This is a genomic window from Virgibacillus xinjiangensis, from assembly GCF_042643145.1.
In the GTDB taxonomy this organism is placed as follows: Bacteria; Bacillota; Bacilli; order Bacillales; family Amphibacillaceae; genus Virgibacillus_O; species Virgibacillus_O xinjiangensis.
The window spans coordinates 1-19,403 of sequence record NZ_JBHRSA010000036.1; the positions used below are offsets into that span (position 1 = coordinate 1).

The window sequence follows — 19,403 nt, forward strand, 5'->3', positions numbered from 1 at the left end:
CGTATACGGGTCCGTACGTACGGTGGTGTGAGAGGACGGAGGTTAGTCACCTCCTCCTACTCGATTTGAGATATTATTATGCAGGTAGGAAAAATATACATACCTTACTGCCTTTGAAAATGGGCTTTCGTTAGCAAGGATCCATGAACCTTTGGAGATTTGAAAAATAGCAGGAGACATAAGTTATTAGATTTGTACTTCACTTATAATGTATTTTGGGAAGAGACATTCACAAAAACAACTACCCAAAATCTATAGCAATTGAGTAGTTACTCTTGTAAGAGGTTTTACCCACCATCTGTATTAGCCTAGTACAGGCCTATACTTTCCACCGTTTCCTATATCCATTTATCTGACCAACATGCTTGAAATTAAATTAGTTTAATAGGTTTAAGAATAGGATATTATAATACAGGGTAGATTTGAGCCTCTGCAGTTATTTAAATTCACGGAGAGCGAGTTGAGTGCAATGGATAAAGTCATCAAAGATTTGGATCTCTGTTTCAACGAATTAGAGGACAAAATGGTAAAGTTGGAAGCCGACCTCGATTATATACAGGCAGAATGCAATGATATGCTCTCCAGGAAAGCCTCTGACTCTGAAAGGGAGCCCTTCCAATGAAAGGTAATTGGATAATATTATAGGATGGGACCCCAAGTCGAGACACCTCTCGGCTTTAGTAGGCTTGTCTCTGTAGAAATTTGTAGAATGATTATGTAGTTATTGTTTTTTCAACATTATTTTTTCACTGTTTATGATATAAAGTGAAAACTCGTCGCCTTTCTTCAACCTCAGGAATCGTTGGATTTCAATAGGGATTCGTATACCCCCTCTGCTATCAATAATCATTCGATTGTCTGTCGCATTGTCACGATTGAGCTTTTGAATATACAGCTTACCGGAATGACTACTGTAGCTGATGGCTACCTCTTCTTGTAATTTTAGACCAAGTATTTCCCTTATCGTTTTAGGAATGGTAACGGTATTCTTTGTTGTTAATCTACATGTCAATTGAAAACGATTCCCAACCTGTTTGCCTTTCCATAACGGTGCAAAGCCGTGGTACTCCATAGAGATCAGCACTCCCTTTATAAGTATGAACCCATCAAATACTGATACCCTTATTTAACTGTAAATAAACTTCCTCTTTAAAAAGAATATGGAATTCAGTGAAAAAGGGAAAAGTTTTACCCACTTGGCTTGTGTTATTTCTCTGTTTTCGCTCTCAACTGAATTATTAACATTATCTTTAACCAGCCCTATAATGTCGCTCTCCTCATAATTTCCCTTTTTTTCCACATACTACAACCTATTGGGAGAACGAAGGAACCTAAAGGGGCGAAGGAAATGCCAGCCAAAAAAGTTCTGCACCTGCTAACTATTCTTATACTCCTTACAGCCTGTTCACCGTCAAGAGAAATTGAACGGCTGGGGATCATCCATACCCTCGGAATTGATGTCACGGATGATAGCCAGCAAATAGAAACAACCATGGTGATTTTTCAATTTGATGACCAGGCGGAAACCTTGACCAAGAATATCTCTGGCCAAGGAAAGACGGTGAGAGGGGCTCGAAATGATGCTAGCAGTCAATCTGCCTATCACTTAGCAGCAGGTCAGCTACAGCTGCAGCTTTTTGGGAAAGAGGTGGCAGAACAGGGGGTCCTTCCCTATTTGAATATGTTGGTAAGGGATGCCAATGCTCCTGACACCGTATTTCTGGCTGTTACCAACCAGAAAACGAAAGAGATGTTGGATACTGGTCGGGAACTTACAGAAATCAGTATCGGACAATTTCTCCACGGCGTGATTGAACAGGAGAAGAAGGAACATAAAATCCCGAGAAGTGACCTACAGATTTTTTCCCGCACGTATTTTGAGCCTGGGCAGGATCCATGGCTTCCGGTGTTGGATATAGAAGAGGAGCTCCCGGCCATGGTCTCCATGGGGATGTTCCAAGATGACCGCTATGTCGGTGAAATATCACTGAAAGACGCATTCTATTTGAATCTGTTTTTAAACAGAATCCCGCCAGCCCCACTAGAGTTGTCTCTTCCTAGAGAGCCATTTAGAGATTACATGCCCGGTCATGAAGATATGGAAAGTAAAGATGATCTCTATATAAAGATTCAATTGAAAGGAAGCACGAATACAAAGCTTGTGGACGAAGATGGGCTACATTATCAAACAGATGTGAAGGTCAAGTTTCGGCTGGATGAATCTTCAGAAGTAGTAGTGGTAAAGGATGAAAAGGTTGCTGAGTTGTTCGAAAAGGAAATTGCCAAGAAGATGGAGGAGGGATATGGAAGTCTCTTGAAAAAGTTGCAGGATATGCAATCGGACCCGTTCGGCTTCGGAACATACTACCGTGTCCAGAAAAAGAAGGGCGAGATGACCTCAGATGAATGGAGGGAACTCTACCCAGACATTTCGGTTGATTTCAATGTAGATGCTGAAATGATCCATTATGGTACCATCCAATGATGGGAAAACCTGTTTGGCAACGCTAAGGTAATCTTGTTGTGGCCGTACGTAGGCTGTGCGGTCATACTGAATTTATCTGGAAGATATGGAGCCGGCTAACAGAACAATTTTTAAGCAAAGAAAAAGGGAAATTCCGAAAAAGAATCCCCAGGCCAAAGAACAGATTGAATTTATTTTACAAAGAATTATCCTTTGCCGACAAATTTACGATAGCCCCATATACTAACAACCATGAAAGTGATATCCATGAGGATTAGAAAATATATCCACCTTCAAAATTGGAATAGGCATGGGGTTCCCAAATTTTATGGGGGGTATAGTAGGATAACCTTCTATAACTTACAGTTGGTTTAACAGGATTAGTTGTAATGTAGAATCGGCTCCTATTACGCTGTAGGCTTTGCCAACAAACAACAGAACAACCAGGAGAATTCCAGTGTACAAAATACGGAGTCCTATTTTTGTAAAATCTCCCTTCGAAGAGGTCAGGCGAAGTAGTAACAATAGGAGGATACCTAATATCAGCCACCATTCACTTTCTATTAGGGAAAACGAAAAGTTTTCCCTTACAACAGGGTAAAAAATACGTGCACCATTTCCCAAGTAGTCAATTAAAACACCGCCAACTATGAGAACTCCTGTTAGAGCGGACCATTGTGTCCCGAAGGAAAATGGAAGTGTTCTCCTTCCCAGGTATGTTAGCGCAAATGCTATCAATGGAACTATAAAAAGGGAGTGGGTGAAGGGAGCACCAAACATTTTGAGGACATCGGGAACGAGGACAAAAGCACCCCCTAATGCCAAAATAATCAATCGTTTTTTTAACGAAAAGGCGGGTCTGTGAAATATGAAATCCATCAATAACATACCTAATAATATGTGCAATAAAGTAGACGGAATATGGCTTATAATAAGTGAATACATGATGCTCCACCTCTACTAGTATGTTTTTAGAATAACCTTATGACCACTATTACCCCAAACATTAGACCGTCTCGTTCTTAATAACAATTCAATGTTCCTAGTATATGAGCTTATATTCTAGTTCTATATTAAGCATGTTCTGTTAAGTAAAAAGCAACTCCCCATTTACCATGAAGGCATTTTGGGTAGTTGCTAAAAAGTAAGAGGTAGTACTATTCGTAATTGGGGAGCTAGCACATTTTAATTGGCATAATTAAAACCACTAGGTTAATTGTTCTATACCCTAAGCTGAGGTAGTTAAACATTTATATTATTTGCCAATCCGGTAATCTCTTTAGTATCTTTTATTTCTTCTTCGGTAAAGCGCTACGTAGCATCCTCAATTATTTCTTGTTCCATCATCTCCGTACATTTTTCGCCTTCTATATAACTTTTCTTAAATGGCTGAAAAATCCTATTCCCGTCCGGGAAACTAGGCATATGATGCTTTTCAAACACGCCTTTATTGCAGAGCAATTTTATTGTTTCGTTACGTAAGGGTCATGTCGACTCGGAGCCAGCCTCGAACACCATTGATAAACCATACCTCTTCATATACACCAAGGTCTTCCTTTCTAATCCTTTTTTCTTCAATGATACCCTGATCCAACAATTGCTTCCGATACGTACCTCCTAATAATCCGCATACGACAGGAGGGGTATAATATTTGCTGCCAAGTTTAACAACTACATTTCCTGTCGTAAATTCAGTGATTTCACTTTGTTCGTTCCATAACAGAACGGAAAAATTTTCATCCGCCCCTTGCTTTTGATGTTTTTCATAAATTGCCCGATTCGTAGTTTTATGATAGAGGTATGGATCACGGCTATCGATTGGTGACTTAGCAAGTGAACAAGTTACCGGTTCTTGTGTACTTGCTAAAGGGCTTGATTCAATGGAGGTTTCTCCGAATCTGTTTATCAATAATCGTACCTTATATCTCCCATCAGATAGGGTTGATCTTAATTGTTCCAAATGGTTCGTTATATCTTTTTCATTGATTATAAAGTTAAAATAACACGCTGAATTAATTAGACGGTTTAGGTGCTCTTTTAATAGTGGGTAATCGCCATTAACGAGTGCAAGTGATTCAAGTAATTGAAATTCGGGGTGTCGTTCAGACAGTAATTGTGCTTTCGTAGCCATTTCTTCATATTCCCCATCCACGGTTGAGTCCCAAGTGATTCCACCACCAACACCATAAGTGGCTTTATTGTGATTAGTATCAAGGAGGACGGTGCGAATCGGGACATTAAAAGTAGCTTCTCTGTTCGGGGTAATATACCCAATCGCCCCACAATATACGTCTCTAGGTGACTGTTCTAACTGGGCAATATAATCCATGGTACTCATTTTTGGTGCCCCAGTAATGGACCCAGAAGGGAATAGTGCTTGAAACCAATCATAAATAGTCGTGTGTTCTTCCAGCTCCGCTTCTATCGTAGAAGTCATTTGGTGAACAGTAGGATATGATTCAACAGCAAATAAATCCGGTACTCGAACACTCCCGGGAACAGCAATTCTCCCGATATCATTTCGTATTAAATCGACGATCATTAAGTTTTCTGCTTGGTCCTTTTTTGACTGATTCAGCTTCTCTTTGAAGAAACGGTCCTCTGTTGGATAACGTCCACGTTTGGCAGTACCTTTCATTGGCTTTGTAGTAATTCGGTTATCTTCAACTCGGAAAAATAGTTCAGGAGAAGCAGATAGAACACGAAATCTCCCTATATTTAAATAAGCGCTATAAGATGCTTGCTGATTTCTTGCTAATTGTTGATAAAAAGAAAAATCATTGCCAAAAAATTGTGCTTGTAATCGTGACGTATAATTGATTTGGTAAGTGTTCCCTTTCTCAATTGCTTCTTTAATTTTAGTTATTGCTGATTGATACTGGCTATAACTTGAATCGTATGCCCATTTTGTTACATGATAAGGCTCGTCAGGGGCTTGAATTTCTATATTTGTCGGACCTTCAAATACAGCAAACCAAACCAATGGAAAATCCGATTGCGAATGTATGGAAAGGGTTGGATCAAATGCAGGAGCAGCCTCATAACTTACACATCCTGCAACATAATATCCCTTATCCACGGCTTCTTCCACTTTAGAAAAAATCGTTGTTATTTCTCGTAAAGCATTGGTTTGATAGACCCGAACAGGATCTTGAAATACGTAAGGTGACTTGCTGCCTTTTTTCGTTTCAAAATCAAAGAGTAGAAAGGGATTCCCTGGATTCATCATTTATTTCACCTCGGTCTTGTAGCCATAACAAAGCTTGTTCATAGCTATTTTGAATCATTTGAAAACCATGCTCCGTAAGAATCGACTCTGGATGGAATTGAACTCCCTCTACAGGGTACTTTTTATGGCGGATACCCATAATTGTTCCATTGTCATCAAGCGAACTAATCCTTAGTTGAGCAGGGAAAACATTGGTGTCCGAAATCAACGAGTGATATCGTGTCACATATGTAGGGGACATAATCGACGTGAAAACGCCAAGCTGATCATGCTGCACTTTGGTGACTTTCCCATGCATTGGTCGATTCCCTTTTATAATCGAACCGCCAAAATATTCAACTATCAATTGGAAACCAAGACAAACACCAAAGATTGGTATTTGGTGGTGAAACGCTTCTATAATATTTCTTGATATCCCTGTCTTTTTAGGAGTCCCTGGACCGGGAGACAATACAATCAAATAAGGTTGGAGCTGTTCGATTTGTTGAACTGTAATCTCATCATTTTTATATACAAAAACGTCATTTTCAATCTGTTTATAATACTGAAATAAATTATATGTAAAGGAATCGTAATTATCAATGATTACAATCATGCCATTCACCTCTATCCATCTATATTTAAGCACCTATTATAACCTAAATGAGTGCCAATGGCTTCATTAAACAATACATTTTGGTAATTTGAGGCAGTTATGCTTTTAGTAGAATCATTACCAACAAAGCCAATATTTCTCAAAGTATCTTTCCTCCTTCAAGTACTCATTTTTTAGCCTTTAATATAAATGCTCTTAATTGATAGACCGGAACCTCCAACTTAACGCAATAGTATAAATGTCTCTATGTGCTCTTAGGTTAAGTATTCAATATTTGTTTGTAAAAGCACACCTTTACGAACGGAAGAGACAGCCATCAAAATTAGCAAAAAATGCGTTCGTAAAACACTCAAAATTAATTACGAACGTTCGCAGTTTCCTGTAGACCTTTCCGAACGGCCGGGAGTATAATGGAGGAAGAATATACCATTAAATGAGAGGTTATTACTTAGTGGAGGCACAGCAGTAGGGATACATATCTGTTAACAGTAAAGACTAGATTAATTAAACTCGATTACCTCGCCATTAATATGATTTTTGCCAGTTTTAACTAAACAGGAGGAAAGTTATGTCGTATAGAAATGTATATGAAGTAGAAATTAAACATGATGGCCTTAATAAGTATAGGGTAATTCGTGGGGCAGAGCGACACGTCGTTGAGCAAAAAGCACAGGCTCAGCTGAATCAATGGGATGAAATGTGGATGAAGAAAGTTGAAGCTGAAGAAAAAAGAGCAGCTAGAGAAAGAAAAGCGCAGGAAAAAGAAGATAAGAAATTGTATGCATTGCAACAGACCGAAGATGCCGAAGAAGAGCTTAAAAACGTAGAGAATACTTTGGAACATACACTAGGCGTGGATGATGCCATTGATTGGGAAGATCTGAAGAATACAAGGGAGTTCGATAAGTCACCGCCCACAACGCCAATAGAAGTTCCTTATTCACCTGAACCTAAAAAAGAAGAACAAGTATATCAACCTCAGTTAAACTTACTAGATAAAATAATTCCTTCTATGAGAGAAAAGAAAGAAAAAGAAATGGAAGAAAAATTTCACCAAGAACACAAAAACTGGGAGCTAGAAAAAGAAGAGATAGAGAAACAAAACATCATGGAAAACGAACAATATCAGGAAGATGTGAAAAAGTGGGAAGAAGAGAAAGAAGCTTTTGAATTATACCAGAAAGAAACCAACGAAGCCATTGAGCAACAGAAAAAGAATTATATGCTGAAAGATCCGGTGGCAATAATCGATTACTGCGATATGGTCTTATCAAACTCGGAGTATCCGGATGAATTCCCTCAAGAGTTTGATATCGATTATAACCCCGAAACAAAGATAATGATTGTAGACTATTCACTGCCTTCCCCTGAAGATGTACCCACATTAAAAGAAGTAAAGTATGTCCAATCGCGGGATGAATTCAAAGATGTTCATTTATCTGCTGCTGCAAAAAGGAAAATGTATGATACTTTGCTATATAACATTACACTACGCTCTTTACACGAATTGTTTGAAGCAGATGCTATTGATGCCTTAGAAGCTATTGTATTCAACGGATGGGTCAATTCTATTGACAAAGCCACAGGGCAAGATGTTAACGCATGTATTCTATCGGTACAAGCTGGAAAAGATGAATTCGAAAAGATTAATCTTGAACAGGTGGATCCTAAGCTTTGTTTTAAAAATCTTAAAGGAATTGGAAGCAGCAAACTTCACAGTTTAACTCCAGTGGCGCCCATCATTAAGATAGATAGAGATGATCCGAGATTTGTCTCCTCTTATTCCGTAGCAGAAGGTATCGATGAAAATATGAATATAGCTGCAATGGATTGGCAGGACTTTGAGAATCTTATTAGGGAACTCTTCGAAAGTGAATTCAACCAAGGTGGAGGCGAAGTCAAAATCACTAGAGCGAGCAGAGACGGTGGCGTAGACGCGGTTGCCTTTGATCCAGATCCATTAAGAGGGGGGAAAATGGTCATTCAAGCGAAGCGATATACTAATGTGGTCGGTGTATCTGCAGTGCGCGATCTATATGGAACGGTAATGAACGAAGGTGCGACAAAAGGAATATTGGTGTCCACGGCTGATTATGGGCCAGATGCTTATTCATTTGCCAAAGACAAGCCATTGACCTTGTTAAACGGTAATAACCTACTCCATCTTCTTCAGAGACACGGACACAAAGCAAAAATTGATTTGAAAGAAGCAAAAAAGGAGCTAAAAGAAAAAGAGCTCTAGGGAAAAAGGGAAATAGATAATTGAAAAATCTTATAGGACTAACAGGATAATTTAGTAGAATAAGCTAATTTTAAAAAGTCGAATTCAAAGTGTGCGGGATTCGACTTTTTTAGATTGGAAATTATTTAGCGTACAAAACATCAAGAGATTGAAGTGACAAATAGTATGTTCAACCAAAGTACACCCTGGGCGTACAAGCTAAAATGTTATAAAATCAATCTATAAAATGTTCAATCAGGGTTGTTCAACAAGATAGAAGAAGAATAAGTGATATTTGCGTATGCCACAAGGTAAGATCAAGGGAACCAAAATTTAGAGCGTCAAATAAATGAATTAGAAGTTAATGGGTGACAGTCTAAACAAAAGTAAGTAAAATTCCGGTTAAATAAAGTAATTAAATTACTTTAAAAAGTAGTTGACTTTATGTGGCGTTTTACTTATACTAAAAGTAACCAAAAAAGCCAGAGTAATTTCAGATGATACTTTTCAGCAATAATATAAAGTAATCAAATTACTTTATAAAATATTCTTGTAAAAACGGAAGGGAGAGGTTATAATGAAGAAGGTATTATTAGTGGGGGGTAAAAATAACAAGTCGCTTAGTAAAAAAGGAAAGCAAATGAACATCGAAGTGGTTCACCAGGTAGAGAATAAGAAAGAAAAACGTATGCTTTCTTTCTTTGAGAAACATGTAAATGATGTGGACTGCATTATATTATACGTTGGTGCTTGCTCCCATAAAAATATGTGGGAAGTCAGAAAACTAGCTAAAGAGCATCGAACTCCTATTGTATATTCCAGTAGCCAAGGAGCTACAGGCGCCTTTCAACAGGCATTGCGACAGATGAAAGGGAATAAAGAAAATTTTTTACCCTAAAATAACAAGTAATCAAATTACTTTAAAAAATATTGGAGGAAAAACCATGAAAGAAATGAATTTTCAAAAGGCTGTATGGCAAGGGATGGATATTCTACAAAATGAAGAGTTGACGTTTGAAGAAAGTGTTCATATGACAATGGGATCTTTGACACTCATTGTGATTGAAAAGCTTCACCGGGAGGAGGTCAGTGAGCATGAATCCTGGTCGCAAGTTACTCGAAGTGGTTACAACATAAAGCCCCGTTTCATCAAAGCTATGGAAATTGCCCAGCACACTTTTCCTGTTCTTCAAGGGACCTTTAACTTGGAAATTATTGGGAAATTAGATGAAGGGGTGTTGTTTCAGTTTGTAAGTGTCCTGAATAAATACCAACATCCTGAAGCAGAAGGTATTGCACGAATTACTGAAAACTTCTTGTATCATTTTCTGGAAGAACAGCGCTCTAAAGCGGGGCAATTGATTGCTCCACGGTCCATCAATGAACTACTTTCAAAGTTATTAGGTGTACAAAAAGGGAGTGTATATGACGGTACAGCTGGAATGGGGTTGTTACTGTTGGAGGCTTATAAACAGGCAAAACAAGCTGGAGAAAATGTAACCGTGTATGCCCAAGATGTTAATGAAGATATGGCAGCCATTGGTAAAATGAATTTGTTTATCCATCAGGTTCAGAGTTTTGAGTACGAGGTAGGAGACACATTAACAGAACCAAAATTCACAGATGAGTACGGTTTGAAGACATTTGATTATGTAACCATGAATTTTCCATTCGGTTTGACTTGGAAGCCCGAGTTAGTAAAAAACGAACTTTATGGTCGTTTCGTGTATGGGCTTCCTCCTAAAAAAAGTGGAGATATGGCGTTCATCTTACATGCTATTGCGTCTTTGAAAGAACAAGGTAAAGCAGCGTTCATTGTTCCCCATGGAGTCTTATTCCGCGGTGGAGCAGAAGGGAAAATTCGAGAAGAATTAATTCGGAACGATTTGATTGAAGGGGTTATCAGTTTACCTTCCAACTTATTTTCCTTTACGGCCATTCCTCTGGCTTTATTGATTGTAAATAAAGCAAAAACAGAAGAGAGGAAGGAGAACATTTTCTTCATCGATGCTTCCGCAGAATTCAAGAAAGAGCGAGGCCGCAATTATTTACGGGATCAAGATACAAAAAAAATTATAGAAACTTTTATTAGTGGGAAGGAAACCCCGGGATATAGTAAGTTTGTTAGTAATTCCGATATCCAGGAAGGCTCTTTGAATATTCATAGATACTTCGATGTAGATGATGTAGATTCTCCGATCGGAAAAGTCACGGTGAATAGGAAAAGTTTTCTGAACTCTGAGTTGCCAAAGAAAGCATTACACGATGTAGCTGAAATTTATCGAGGGATGAATATGCCATCGAAGGCAAAACAAGAGGAAGAAGGCACAAAATATAAAGTGATACAACTTACAGACGTTCAAGATGGAGATATATTGTGGGATCAGTTACAAAACGTACCTTTAAATGATAGAAGAAAAGCGGAACAATACTTTGTCCAGAAGGGGGATATTCTCGTTTCAGCACGAGGTGCGGCGATTAAGATTGCAGTAGTCTCCGAAGTGAAAGAGGATGCTATTCTGTCTCATAACTTCATTGGCCTACGGCCGATGGGCAATACGCATTCTCAGTTTTTGAAGGCTTACCTGGAGAGCCCGGTCGGTCAATACTACTTGAATTCTTCACAAAAGGGAACTGCTGTAAAAGTGATCAGTATAAAAGAAATCGCAGATGTACTGGTTCCAGCGCTACCTTATGAAAAGCAAAAGCAAATTGGGGAATCATTTGAACACACGGATAAGGCCTATAAGCTAGCATTACAGGAAGCTGAGGAAAAAAGGGTGCAGGATTATCATCAATTGTATCGAGACATGGAAATTTCTGTAGCATTCGAACAATAAGAGTAATCTGCAATTTAGGGGGAGGAATTAATATGATTACAACGACGGGTACTGACATTAAGAATATGGCGATTCATTTAGCGAAATGCGAGTCTGAAAAAGAAGTAATTGATTTTTTGAAGGAAAAGGATTTATGGGGTAGCAAACACTGGAGGAGTTATGGCGATAATGAAAACAACTTTTCCGTCATAGGAAACCAACAGAGCTCTCCGGATGCTGCTTTGGTGGAAAAGTTGATCAACTCCGTAGATGCTGTATTAATGAAAGAATGTTTTATCAATGAAATAGACCCTACATCGGACTTTGCTCCCAAAGATGTGGACGCAGCTCTATCGATTTTCTTTCAAATCCCGGAAGGAAAACTCTCTAACCTGGATAGTAGAGAAAGAACCAAGCTAGCGGAAAATATCAATTTTGTGGCTACGGGTAAGAAATCCAAACCGAATTACACGATTATTGACAAAGGCGAGGGGCAATCTCCAAAAGGCCTTCCTGATACTATTCTTTCTCTAAATAAATCTAATAAATTGAGGATCCCATTTGTGCAAGGAAAGTTCAATATGGGTGGTTCAGGCGTATTGCAGTTTTGCGGGGACAATAACCTGCAATTGGTCATTTCAAAGAGACACCCACAACTAAGTAAAGATGATTCTTCTCAAGAGTGGGGAGTAACCGTTGTTAGAAGGGAACCTCCTACTAAGGGGAAAAGGAGCTCTGTCTACACGTACCTTGCTCCAGGAGGTAATATTTTAGGCTTTAAAGCAGACGAATTAGAGCTGCTTCCCTCTAAAGATAGCGCATTTGGAGAAGCATTGGAATATGGAACCTTTATTAAGCTGTTTGAATATAAGGTTCCCGGCCTTACTACGAATATTCTCTTTGACCTTTACAACAGGTTATCGATGCTAATGCCAACACTAGCTATGCCCATTCGTTTTTATGAAAGAAGAGATTATAAAGGGCATACATTGGAAACCACTTTATCCGGTTTGAATGTCCGGTTAACAGAAGATAAAAGAAGCAACATTGAAGAAGGGTTTCCGCTCTCATCTAGAATAACTATTAAAGGGCAAGAAATGAAACTTTCAATTATTGCCTTCAAAGAAGGTAAGGAAGAGAAGTATAAAAAAGGCGAAGGCATTATATTTACAGTCAATGGTCAAACGCATGGGGATATTCCAAAAGCGTTTTTTACTAGGAAATCCGTCGGAATGGGGGCACTCGCCAATTCTTTATTGATCATTGTGGATTGTACACAATTGGATGGTCGTTCCAGAGAAGACCTGTTTATGAATAGTCGTGATAGATTAAGAGAAGGCGAGCTTCGCAAGTTGATTGAAGATGAGTTGAGCCATTTAGTGAAAAATCATGCGATGTTGAAATCACTTCGTGAAAAGAGAAGGAAAGAAGCTTTGGCAAACAAACTGAGTGATGACAAACCATTAACTAACCTTCTTGATGATATTATGAAAAAATCTCCGACCTTATCAAAGCTCTTCATTTCGGGTCAAAGACTTTCAAACCCTTTTAACTTAGAGAAAACTGGTGAAACGGAAGACTACCAGGGAAAAGAATTTCCAACCTTTTTCAAGCTGAGACAAAAAGGAAATAAATTTTATACCAGAACAGTACCGAAGAATGTTAGAGCAAGAATACCTTTTGAAACCGATGCAACTAATGATTATTTTGATCGTAGCAGACAACCAGGAGAAGCCACTTTGCTACTGAATGGCGAGAGAGTAGGCACGTATAATATTAATTTGCACAATGGAGTTGCTACGTTGAATGTGAGGCTTCCAGACGATGCAAAGGTAAATGAAGAATACACCTACACCCTGGTAGTTACGGATGAAAGTAGATACGAACCTTTCCAAGAAATATTCAAACTAGTTGCTGAAGAAGATAAGAAAAACACAAGTAATGGCGGGAAAGGTAAACGAAAGAAGGGGTCAGGTTCTAATGACCAAAAGACTAGGGAGGAGCAATCGAAGCTTGCTTTACCTAATATCTTCGAAATCACTCGTGAAGATTGGGAGAAGAAAAATTTTAATAACGAATCTGCCCTGAAAGTCGAAAACAATGGAGAAAGTGGCTATGACTTCCACATCAACATGGATAATATCCATCTCACAACGGAACTAAAATCAAGGTCTCAAGATGTTGAATTAATCAAGAACAAATACAAATATGGAATGGTCTTGATTGGTCTAGGAATTATCAATAGTACGGAAACGGAAGAGGATAATGAGGATCCAACTAATAAAGTGGAGGAAACCACCCGAATGATTTCTCCTATGCTTATCCCTATGATAGAGAACCTGGGCGGATTGCAGGAAGACGATATATAAGGGACAGAATGGGGAGGTAGGGGGTATAACTACTAACCTTCTACTCTTCTAGTACTTTATTTCTGTAAAATATCCCCTCTCCTATGTTTCTATGGACCTACTTGGTATACTGAAGTGAGAAAATTATATATGAAATAATACTCCGTCGAATGGAGGTCAATACATGGACAATAAATTAAGTGAACGCGATGTTTGTACCAAATATATAACTCCTGCATTAGAACATAGTGGATGGGATATCCATAAACAGATTCGCGAAGAAGTTTCTTTTACAGATGGTCGCATTGTCTATAAAAATAAAGGATTCACACGTAAGAAAGGCAAACGGGCAGATTATATCCTATATTATAAGCCGAATATTCCGTTGGCTATTATAGAAGCGAAAGATATGGAACATTCCATCGGTTCAGGCATGCAGCAAGCTTTGGATTATGCAGAGATTTTAGATATTCCTTTCGTGTTCAGTAGTAATGGAAAAGGCTTTCTGTTCCATGATCGTACCGGAAATAACGAAAACATGGAACAGGAACTGACGATGGAACAGTTTCCGACTCCTCAGGAGTTATGGCAGCTATATAAAATGGCGGAGCACATTGATAAGGAGGAAGAGGAAGTCATCACTCAAGATTACTATCAGGATGGCAGTGGAAAATCTCCTCGATATTATCAACGTGTTGCGATTAATCGAACAATCGAAGCAATCGCTAAGGGGCAAGATCGGATTCTTCTAGTCATGGCGACGGGAACGGGAAAAACCTATACCGCATTCCAAATCATTTGGCGATTATGGAAAGCCAGAAAGAAAAAGCGCATCCTTTTCTTGGCAGATCGCAACATCCTTGTCGATCAGGCCAAAAGCAACGATTTCAAACCCTTTCGCGATAAAGTCACCAAGGTGAAAAATCGTACTGTAGATAAATCCTATGAAATTTACATGGCCTTATATCAAGGGATCTCAGGAACTGAGGATGCACAGAATATATATAAGCAGTTTTCTCCCGATTTCTTTGATTTAGTAGTTGTTGATGAGTGCCACCGGGGAAGCGCGGCAGAAGATTCGGCCTGGCGAGAAATCCTTCAGTATTTTTCGAATGCGACGCATATCGGTTTGACGGCTACACCAAAAGAAACCAAAGAAGTGTCTAATATTCATTACTTTGGTGAGCCTATCTATACGTATTCCTTGAAACAGGGGATTGAAGATGGATTTTTGGCTCCTTATCGGGTCATCCGTTATACCCTGGATAAAGATGTAGAAGGTTGGCGGCCGACCAAGGGGCAAAAGGATCGTTATGGCCATGTTATTGAAGATCGCATATACAACCAGAAGGATTTTGATCGTAATTTAATAATCGATGACCGGACCAAAGAAGTGGCACGAACAATAAGTGATTATCTGAAGAAAACCGATCGATTCCAAAAAACGATTGTCTTCTGTACGAATATTAATCATGCAGAACGCATGCGGCAGGCATTGGTCAATGAAAACCAAGACCTTGTAGCGAAGAACCGGAAGTACGTCATGCGGATTACCGGGGACGATGACGAGGGGAAACGGGAATTGGATAACTTCATCGATCCCTCCAATCCCTATCCCGTCATTGCGGTGACTTCCAAGCTGATGACCACCGGGGTGGATGCGCAAACGTGCAAACTGATTGTATTGGAATCCAATATCAACTCCATGACCGAATTCAAGCAGATCATAGGACGGGGCACACGATTAAAAGAGGAATTCGGAAAATACACCTTTACAATCATGGACTTCCGAAATGTGACTCGTCTATTTGCGGACAAAGAATTTGATGGAGAACCAGAAAGCATTTATGAACCGAAAGAAGGCGATTCTCCGGTACCTCCAGAAGATGAAGGGGAGAATGGACCAGAGCCTGGTTTTCCTGGAGATACCCCTATCCCGCCAGGACCAGAAGGCGGTGGAATTATCGACGGAGGCCCTATAGGTGGTGTCGGGGAAGATAAGCCGAAGGTGTACACGGTAGATAATGTGAAGGTGAAAGTACTAAATGAGCGTGTTCAATATATTGGGGAAGATGGCACTCTCATTACGGAATCATTGAAGGATTACACCCGCAATACCGTGCAAAAAGAATACGCCTCATTAGAAGCATTTTTACAACGGTGGAAGTCCGCGGAACGGAAAGAAGCCGTTGTTGACGAAATGCTTGAACATGGACTATTATTAGATGCCCTGGAAGAGGAAGTCGGAAATGAGTTGGACCCTTTTGATTTAATCTGTCATGTAGCCTTTGATCAGAAACCGTTGACCCGTAAGGAACGGGTCAACGGTGTGAAGCGTACCGATTATTTCTCTAAATATGGGGAGAAGGCACGTCAAGTGCTGGAAACGTTACTTGAAAAGTATGAAGATGAAGGCATTGTAAATATCGAATCCATGCAGGTACTGAAGTTGCCGGAATTTCAGGATCACGGTTCCTTGATGGAAATTATCCAGGCATTTGGAGGAAAAAAACAGTATAAACAAGCTTTGCAGGAATTAGAACAAGAATTGTACACCGTAGAAAATTAAGGGAGATGGAGTATTGTGAGTATCACGAGTTTAGTTAAATCCATGCAGGATATTATGCGCAAAGACGTCGGAGTTGATGGAGACGCCCAGCGTATTGCTCAAATTGTATGGATGATTTTTTTGAAAATCTTAGATGATAAAGAACAAGAGCTGGAATTGCTTTATGACGATTTTAAGTCGCCGGTACCAGAAAACTTTCGGTGGAGAAATTGGGCAGCCGATGAGGAAGGCATGACTGGAGACGAATTGTTGGAGTTCGTCAACAATGAACTGTTCCCTGCTTTGAGCGAGCTTCAAGGCGTTAGTGATAATGAGCAAGAGCGTGCATTCATGATTCGGGAAGTATTTCAGGACTCCTATAATTACATGAAGTCCGGGACTCTTATGCGACAAGTAATCAATAAAATCAACGGTATTGATTTCAACAGCTCGGAAGACCGTCATTTATTCAATGATTTTTATGAAAAGTTCTTAAAAGACCTTCAAAGTGCAGGAAATGCCGGGGAATACTACACTCCACGGGCGGTCACACAATTCATGGTGGATATGGTCAACCCGCAGCTGGGAGAGAAGGTCTTGGACCCGGCCAGTGGTACCGGGGGCTTTCTTGCCTCATCACTGGAACATTTGAAGAAACAAGCGGATACGGTAGAAGGTCGTAAAGTGTTAGAAGAGGGCGTACAAGGAATAGAAAAAAAACCTCTTCCTCATGTGTTGTGTGTAACCAACTTGATCCTGCATGATGTAGAAATTCCGAAGGTGCGTCGGGATAATTCCCTTTCCTACCCATTACGAGATATAAAAGCGAGTGACAAGGTGGATGTGGTCTTGACAAATCCACCGTTTGGTGGTGAAGAAGAAGACGGTATCCAGACCAATTTTCCTGCAAGTTTCCAAACAAAAGAAACGGCTGACCTGTTTATTGCATTGATACTAGCAAAACTCAAAGATAACGGCCGGGCAGCCGTTGTATTACCCGATGGTTTTCTATTTGGAGAAGGCGTCAAAACTCGTCTGAAAGAAAAGCTAGTGGAAGAGTGTAACCTTCACACCATCGTTCGTTTACCGAATGGGGTTTTTAATCCATATACAAGCATTAAAACAAACCTCTTATTCTTTGAAAAAGGGAAATCGACCGAAGAAGTCTGGTATTTTGATCATCCATATCCACCAGGACAGAAATCGTATTCCAAAACAAGACCGATGCGTACCGAAGAGTTTGATTTGGAGAAGAAATGGTGGAACAAACGGGAAGAGAATCAATATGCTTGGAAAGTGTCATTAGAAGAAATCAAAAATCGGAACTATAACTTGGATATTTCCAACCCTTATAAAAAAGAAGAAGAGCAGTTATCACCAGAAAAAGCTTATGAAAGATACCAGGAAGCATCCCAACAGGTGGAAGAAACCAAACAACAGTTAGTAGATGAATTGGCTTCTATCTTAGGTGGGGTGGAAGTATGAGTGCTTTGCTGAAGAATTTATTTGAGGCTGTTCAAACAGAAGAAGATGTAGAAAAGGTAAAGCAAAGAATTCTTGATTTAGCATTTAAAGGGGAACTAACTAACCAGGATAAAAATGATGATCATTCTAAATATTTGTTAGAACATATACAAAGGAAAAAAGCTGAAGGTAACAAGAAAACAAAAGGTAAAAAGAATGCAGAAGAGATATCTAAAGAAGCTGAGTTGTTTGATATACCATCAAATTGGGTGTGGACTACCATATCACAACTCTCTTTGAAAGTTACTGATGGAACTCATCATTCTCCAAACAGCTATGCAAAAGGCGATTTCATGTATATTACTGCAAAAAATATAAAAGAGTATTATCTTGATTTAACTAACGTTACCTATGTTACAAAAAGTGATCATAAGAAAATATATGATCGATGTAACCCAGAATGGGGTGATATTCTTTATATTAAGGATGGAGCAACTACAGGGCGAGCTGCGATTAACACTATAAAAGAACAGTTTTCTTTGTTATCCAGTGTTGCACTAATTAAAACTAGTAGTGAAATAAATAATAAGCTTATTGTATACTGGCTTAATTCTTTAACAAGTAAACGTAGCTATCTATCAAAGATGTCAGGAAGTGCAATCAAGAGATTGACGCTTACTAAAATAAATAAGTTTCCTGTACCATTACCCCCTCTAAAGGAACAAAATCGTATAGTAGAAAAAGTTGACGAGCTGTTTGCTATATGTGACCGATTAGAAAAAGATATTAGACAAAAGAAAAAGTCTTCTAAAATACTAAATAAAACCGTTTTTTCAAAATTTCAAAGTGAAACAAATGAGGAAGCAGATGATGCTTTGAGATTTACATTAAGCCATATGGATGAATTATTAGAGACCAAAGAAGATGTGAATTGGTTGCGAAAAGGTATTTTGAGTCTAGCGATGAGAGGGAAGTTAGTACCACAGGATACAAATGAAGAACCTGCCTCTGCTTTGTTAGAGAGAATTGAGGGAGAGAAGCAGTTGTTAGTGAAAGAGAAAAAGATACGCAAACAAAAGGAACTTCCACCTGTTCAAGGAAATAAAGTCCCTTTTGAAATTCCTGAGAGTTGGGAATGGGTAAAATTGGGGCAAATAGGTGTATGGAAAGCTGGTGCTACTCCTACTCGAAGTAATCCTAAGTTTTATCATGGTGATATACCTTGGCTGAAAACAGGGGAATTAAATGATGGCTATATAACCGATTCTGAAGAGAAAATCACTTCTCTAGCTGTAGAAAAGACCTCCGTGAAGCTAAATAAGCCAGGGGATGTTTTAATTGCAATGTACGGGGCAACTATTGGGAAGTTAGGAATATTAAAGACTGAAGCTACAACCAATCAAGCATGTTGTGCGTGTACGTGTTTTAGCCCAGTATATAATAGGTACCTTTTCTTTTATTTACTTTCATTAAGAACTTACTTCCGAGGTCTTGGTGCTGGTGGAGCCCAGCCTAATATTTCGAGGGAAAAGATAGTCAATTCATTGTTTCCACTCCCCCCTCTTAATGAACAGTATCGTACTGTAAATAAAATAGATGAAATATTTAAATTGCTTGATGAGTTAGAAAAGAAAATTGAATACCGTGACATCTGGCAACAACGATTAATGAAGTCAATTGTTTAATGGCTGTATCTCAGAGTTAAAATCATATAG

At 39.1% G+C, this 19,403-nt stretch carries 13 protein-coding genes; 8 read left to right on the forward strand and 5 right to left on the reverse strand.

The features are described 5' to 3' along the window. Positions 1-721: 721 nt before the first annotated feature. A complete protein-coding gene (locus ACFOGI_RS08970) occupies positions 722-1,072 on the reverse strand; it encodes a hypothetical protein (RefSeq protein ID WP_390271586.1) in 351 nt (116 codons plus the stop codon). 276 nt (positions 1,073-1,348) lie between these two features. Between ACFOGI_RS08970 and ACFOGI_RS08975 the strand changes: the two genes are divergently transcribed. Further along, a complete protein-coding gene (locus ACFOGI_RS08975; RefSeq protein ID WP_390271588.1) occupies positions 1,349-2,485 on the forward strand; it encodes a Ger(x)C family spore germination protein in 1,137 nt (378 codons plus the stop codon). A gap of 339 nt (positions 2,486-2,824) precedes the next feature. Here the strand turns inward: ACFOGI_RS08975 and ACFOGI_RS08980 are convergent, their stop codons facing one another. The 4 genes from ACFOGI_RS08980 to ACFOGI_RS08995 form a co-directional block, all read right to left on the reverse strand. Beyond that, the gene (locus ACFOGI_RS08980) at positions 2,825-3,409 is read right to left on the reverse strand and encodes a hypothetical protein (protein WP_390271590.1); all 585 of its coding nucleotides are present in this window, start codon (positions 3,407-3,409) and stop codon (positions 2,825-2,827) included. Positions 3,410-3,938: 529 nt separating this feature from the next. After that, a complete protein-coding gene (gene pabB, locus ACFOGI_RS08985; RefSeq protein WP_390271592.1) occupies positions 3,939-5,690 on the reverse strand; it encodes an aminodeoxychorismate synthase component I in 1,752 nt (583 codons plus the stop codon). After that, positions 5,659-6,288: an anthranilate synthase component II gene (locus ACFOGI_RS08990; RefSeq protein WP_390271594.1), complete on the reverse strand. Its 630-nt coding sequence runs from the start codon at positions 6,286-6,288 to the stop codon at positions 5,659-5,661. Before ACFOGI_RS08990 ends, pabB begins: the two co-directional genes overlap by 32 nt. A gap of 11 nt (positions 6,289-6,299) precedes the next feature. Further along, positions 6,300-6,431, reverse strand: coding sequence for a hypothetical protein (locus tag ACFOGI_RS08995; protein ID WP_390271596.1), 132 nt, complete (start codon positions 6,429-6,431; stop codon positions 6,300-6,302). A gap of 425 nt (positions 6,432-6,856) precedes the next feature. Here ACFOGI_RS08995 and ACFOGI_RS09000 point away from each other — a divergent pair, with 425 nt between their 5' ends. The 7 genes from ACFOGI_RS09000 (at position 6,857) to ACFOGI_RS09030 (ending at position 19,373) form a co-directional block, all read left to right on the forward strand. Next, the gene (locus tag ACFOGI_RS09000; protein ID WP_390271598.1) at positions 6,857-8,530 is read left to right on the forward strand and encodes a restriction endonuclease; all 1,674 of its coding nucleotides are present in this window, start codon (positions 6,857-6,859) and stop codon (positions 8,528-8,530) included. 556 nt (positions 8,531-9,086) lie between these two features. Beyond that, positions 9,087-9,407 carry a DUF2325 domain-containing protein gene (locus ACFOGI_RS09005; RefSeq protein ID WP_390271599.1) on the forward strand — a complete coding sequence of 107 codons (321 nt, stop codon included), beginning with the start codon at positions 9,087-9,089 and terminating at the stop codon, positions 9,405-9,407. Positions 9,408-9,453: 46 nt separating this feature from the next. Continuing rightward, complete coding sequence (locus tag ACFOGI_RS09010) at positions 9,454-11,349, forward strand: N-6 DNA methylase (RefSeq protein ID WP_390271601.1); 1,896 nt, start codon at positions 9,454-9,456, stop codon at positions 11,347-11,349. A 32-nt stretch (positions 11,350-11,381) separates the two neighbouring features. Further along, positions 11,382-13,697, forward strand: coding sequence for a hypothetical protein (locus ACFOGI_RS09015; RefSeq protein ID WP_390271603.1), 2,316 nt, complete (start codon positions 11,382-11,384; stop codon positions 13,695-13,697). Positions 13,698-13,860: 163 nt separating this feature from the next. Continuing rightward, the gene (gene hsdR, locus ACFOGI_RS09020) at positions 13,861-16,245 is read left to right on the forward strand and encodes an EcoAI/FtnUII family type I restriction enzme subunit R (RefSeq protein ID WP_390271605.1); all 2,385 of its coding nucleotides are present in this window, start codon (positions 13,861-13,863) and stop codon (positions 16,243-16,245) included. A gap of 15 nt (positions 16,246-16,260) precedes the next feature. After that, on the forward strand, positions 16,261-17,709 hold the full coding sequence (locus ACFOGI_RS09025) for a type I restriction-modification system subunit M (RefSeq protein ID WP_390271607.1): 1,449 nt from the start codon (positions 16,261-16,263) through the stop codon (positions 17,707-17,709). Next, complete coding sequence (locus ACFOGI_RS09030) at positions 17,706-19,373, forward strand: restriction endonuclease subunit S (protein WP_390271609.1); 1,668 nt, start codon at positions 17,706-17,708, stop codon at positions 19,371-19,373. The genes ACFOGI_RS09025 and ACFOGI_RS09030 overlap by 4 nt, the downstream gene beginning before the upstream one ends. Positions 19,374-19,403 lie beyond the last annotated feature (30 nt).

Coding starts and splice junctions, on each gene's coding strand:
- ACFOGI_RS08970 (WP_390271586.1), bottom strand. CDS start 1,072: ATGGAGTACCACGGCTTTGCACCGTTATGGAAAGGCAAACAGGTTGGG.
- ACFOGI_RS08975 (WP_390271588.1), top strand. CDS start 1,349: ATGCCAGCCAAAAAAGTTCTGCACCTGCTAACTATTCTTATACTCCTT.
- ACFOGI_RS08980 (WP_390271590.1), bottom strand. CDS start 3,409: ATGTATTCACTTATTATAAGCCATATTCCGTCTACTTTATTGCACATA.
- pabB (WP_390271592.1), bottom strand. CDS start 5,690: ATGAATCCAGGGAATCCCTTTCTACTCTTTGATTTTGAAACGAAAAAA.
- ACFOGI_RS08990 (WP_390271594.1), bottom strand. CDS start 6,288: ATGATTGTAATCATTGATAATTACGATTCCTTTACATATAATTTATTT.
- ACFOGI_RS09000 (WP_390271598.1), top strand. CDS start 6,857: ATGTCGTATAGAAATGTATATGAAGTAGAAATTAAACATGATGGCCTT.
- ACFOGI_RS09005 (WP_390271599.1), top strand. CDS start 9,087: ATGAAGAAGGTATTATTAGTGGGGGGTAAAAATAACAAGTCGCTTAGT.
- ACFOGI_RS09010 (WP_390271601.1), top strand. CDS start 9,454: ATGAAAGAAATGAATTTTCAAAAGGCTGTATGGCAAGGGATGGATATT.
- ACFOGI_RS09015 (WP_390271603.1), top strand. CDS start 11,382: ATGATTACAACGACGGGTACTGACATTAAGAATATGGCGATTCATTTA.
- hsdR (WP_390271605.1), top strand. CDS start 13,861: ATGGACAATAAATTAAGTGAACGCGATGTTTGTACCAAATATATAACT.
- ACFOGI_RS09030 (WP_390271609.1), top strand. CDS start 17,706: ATGAGTGCTTTGCTGAAGAATTTATTTGAGGCTGTTCAAACAGAAGAA.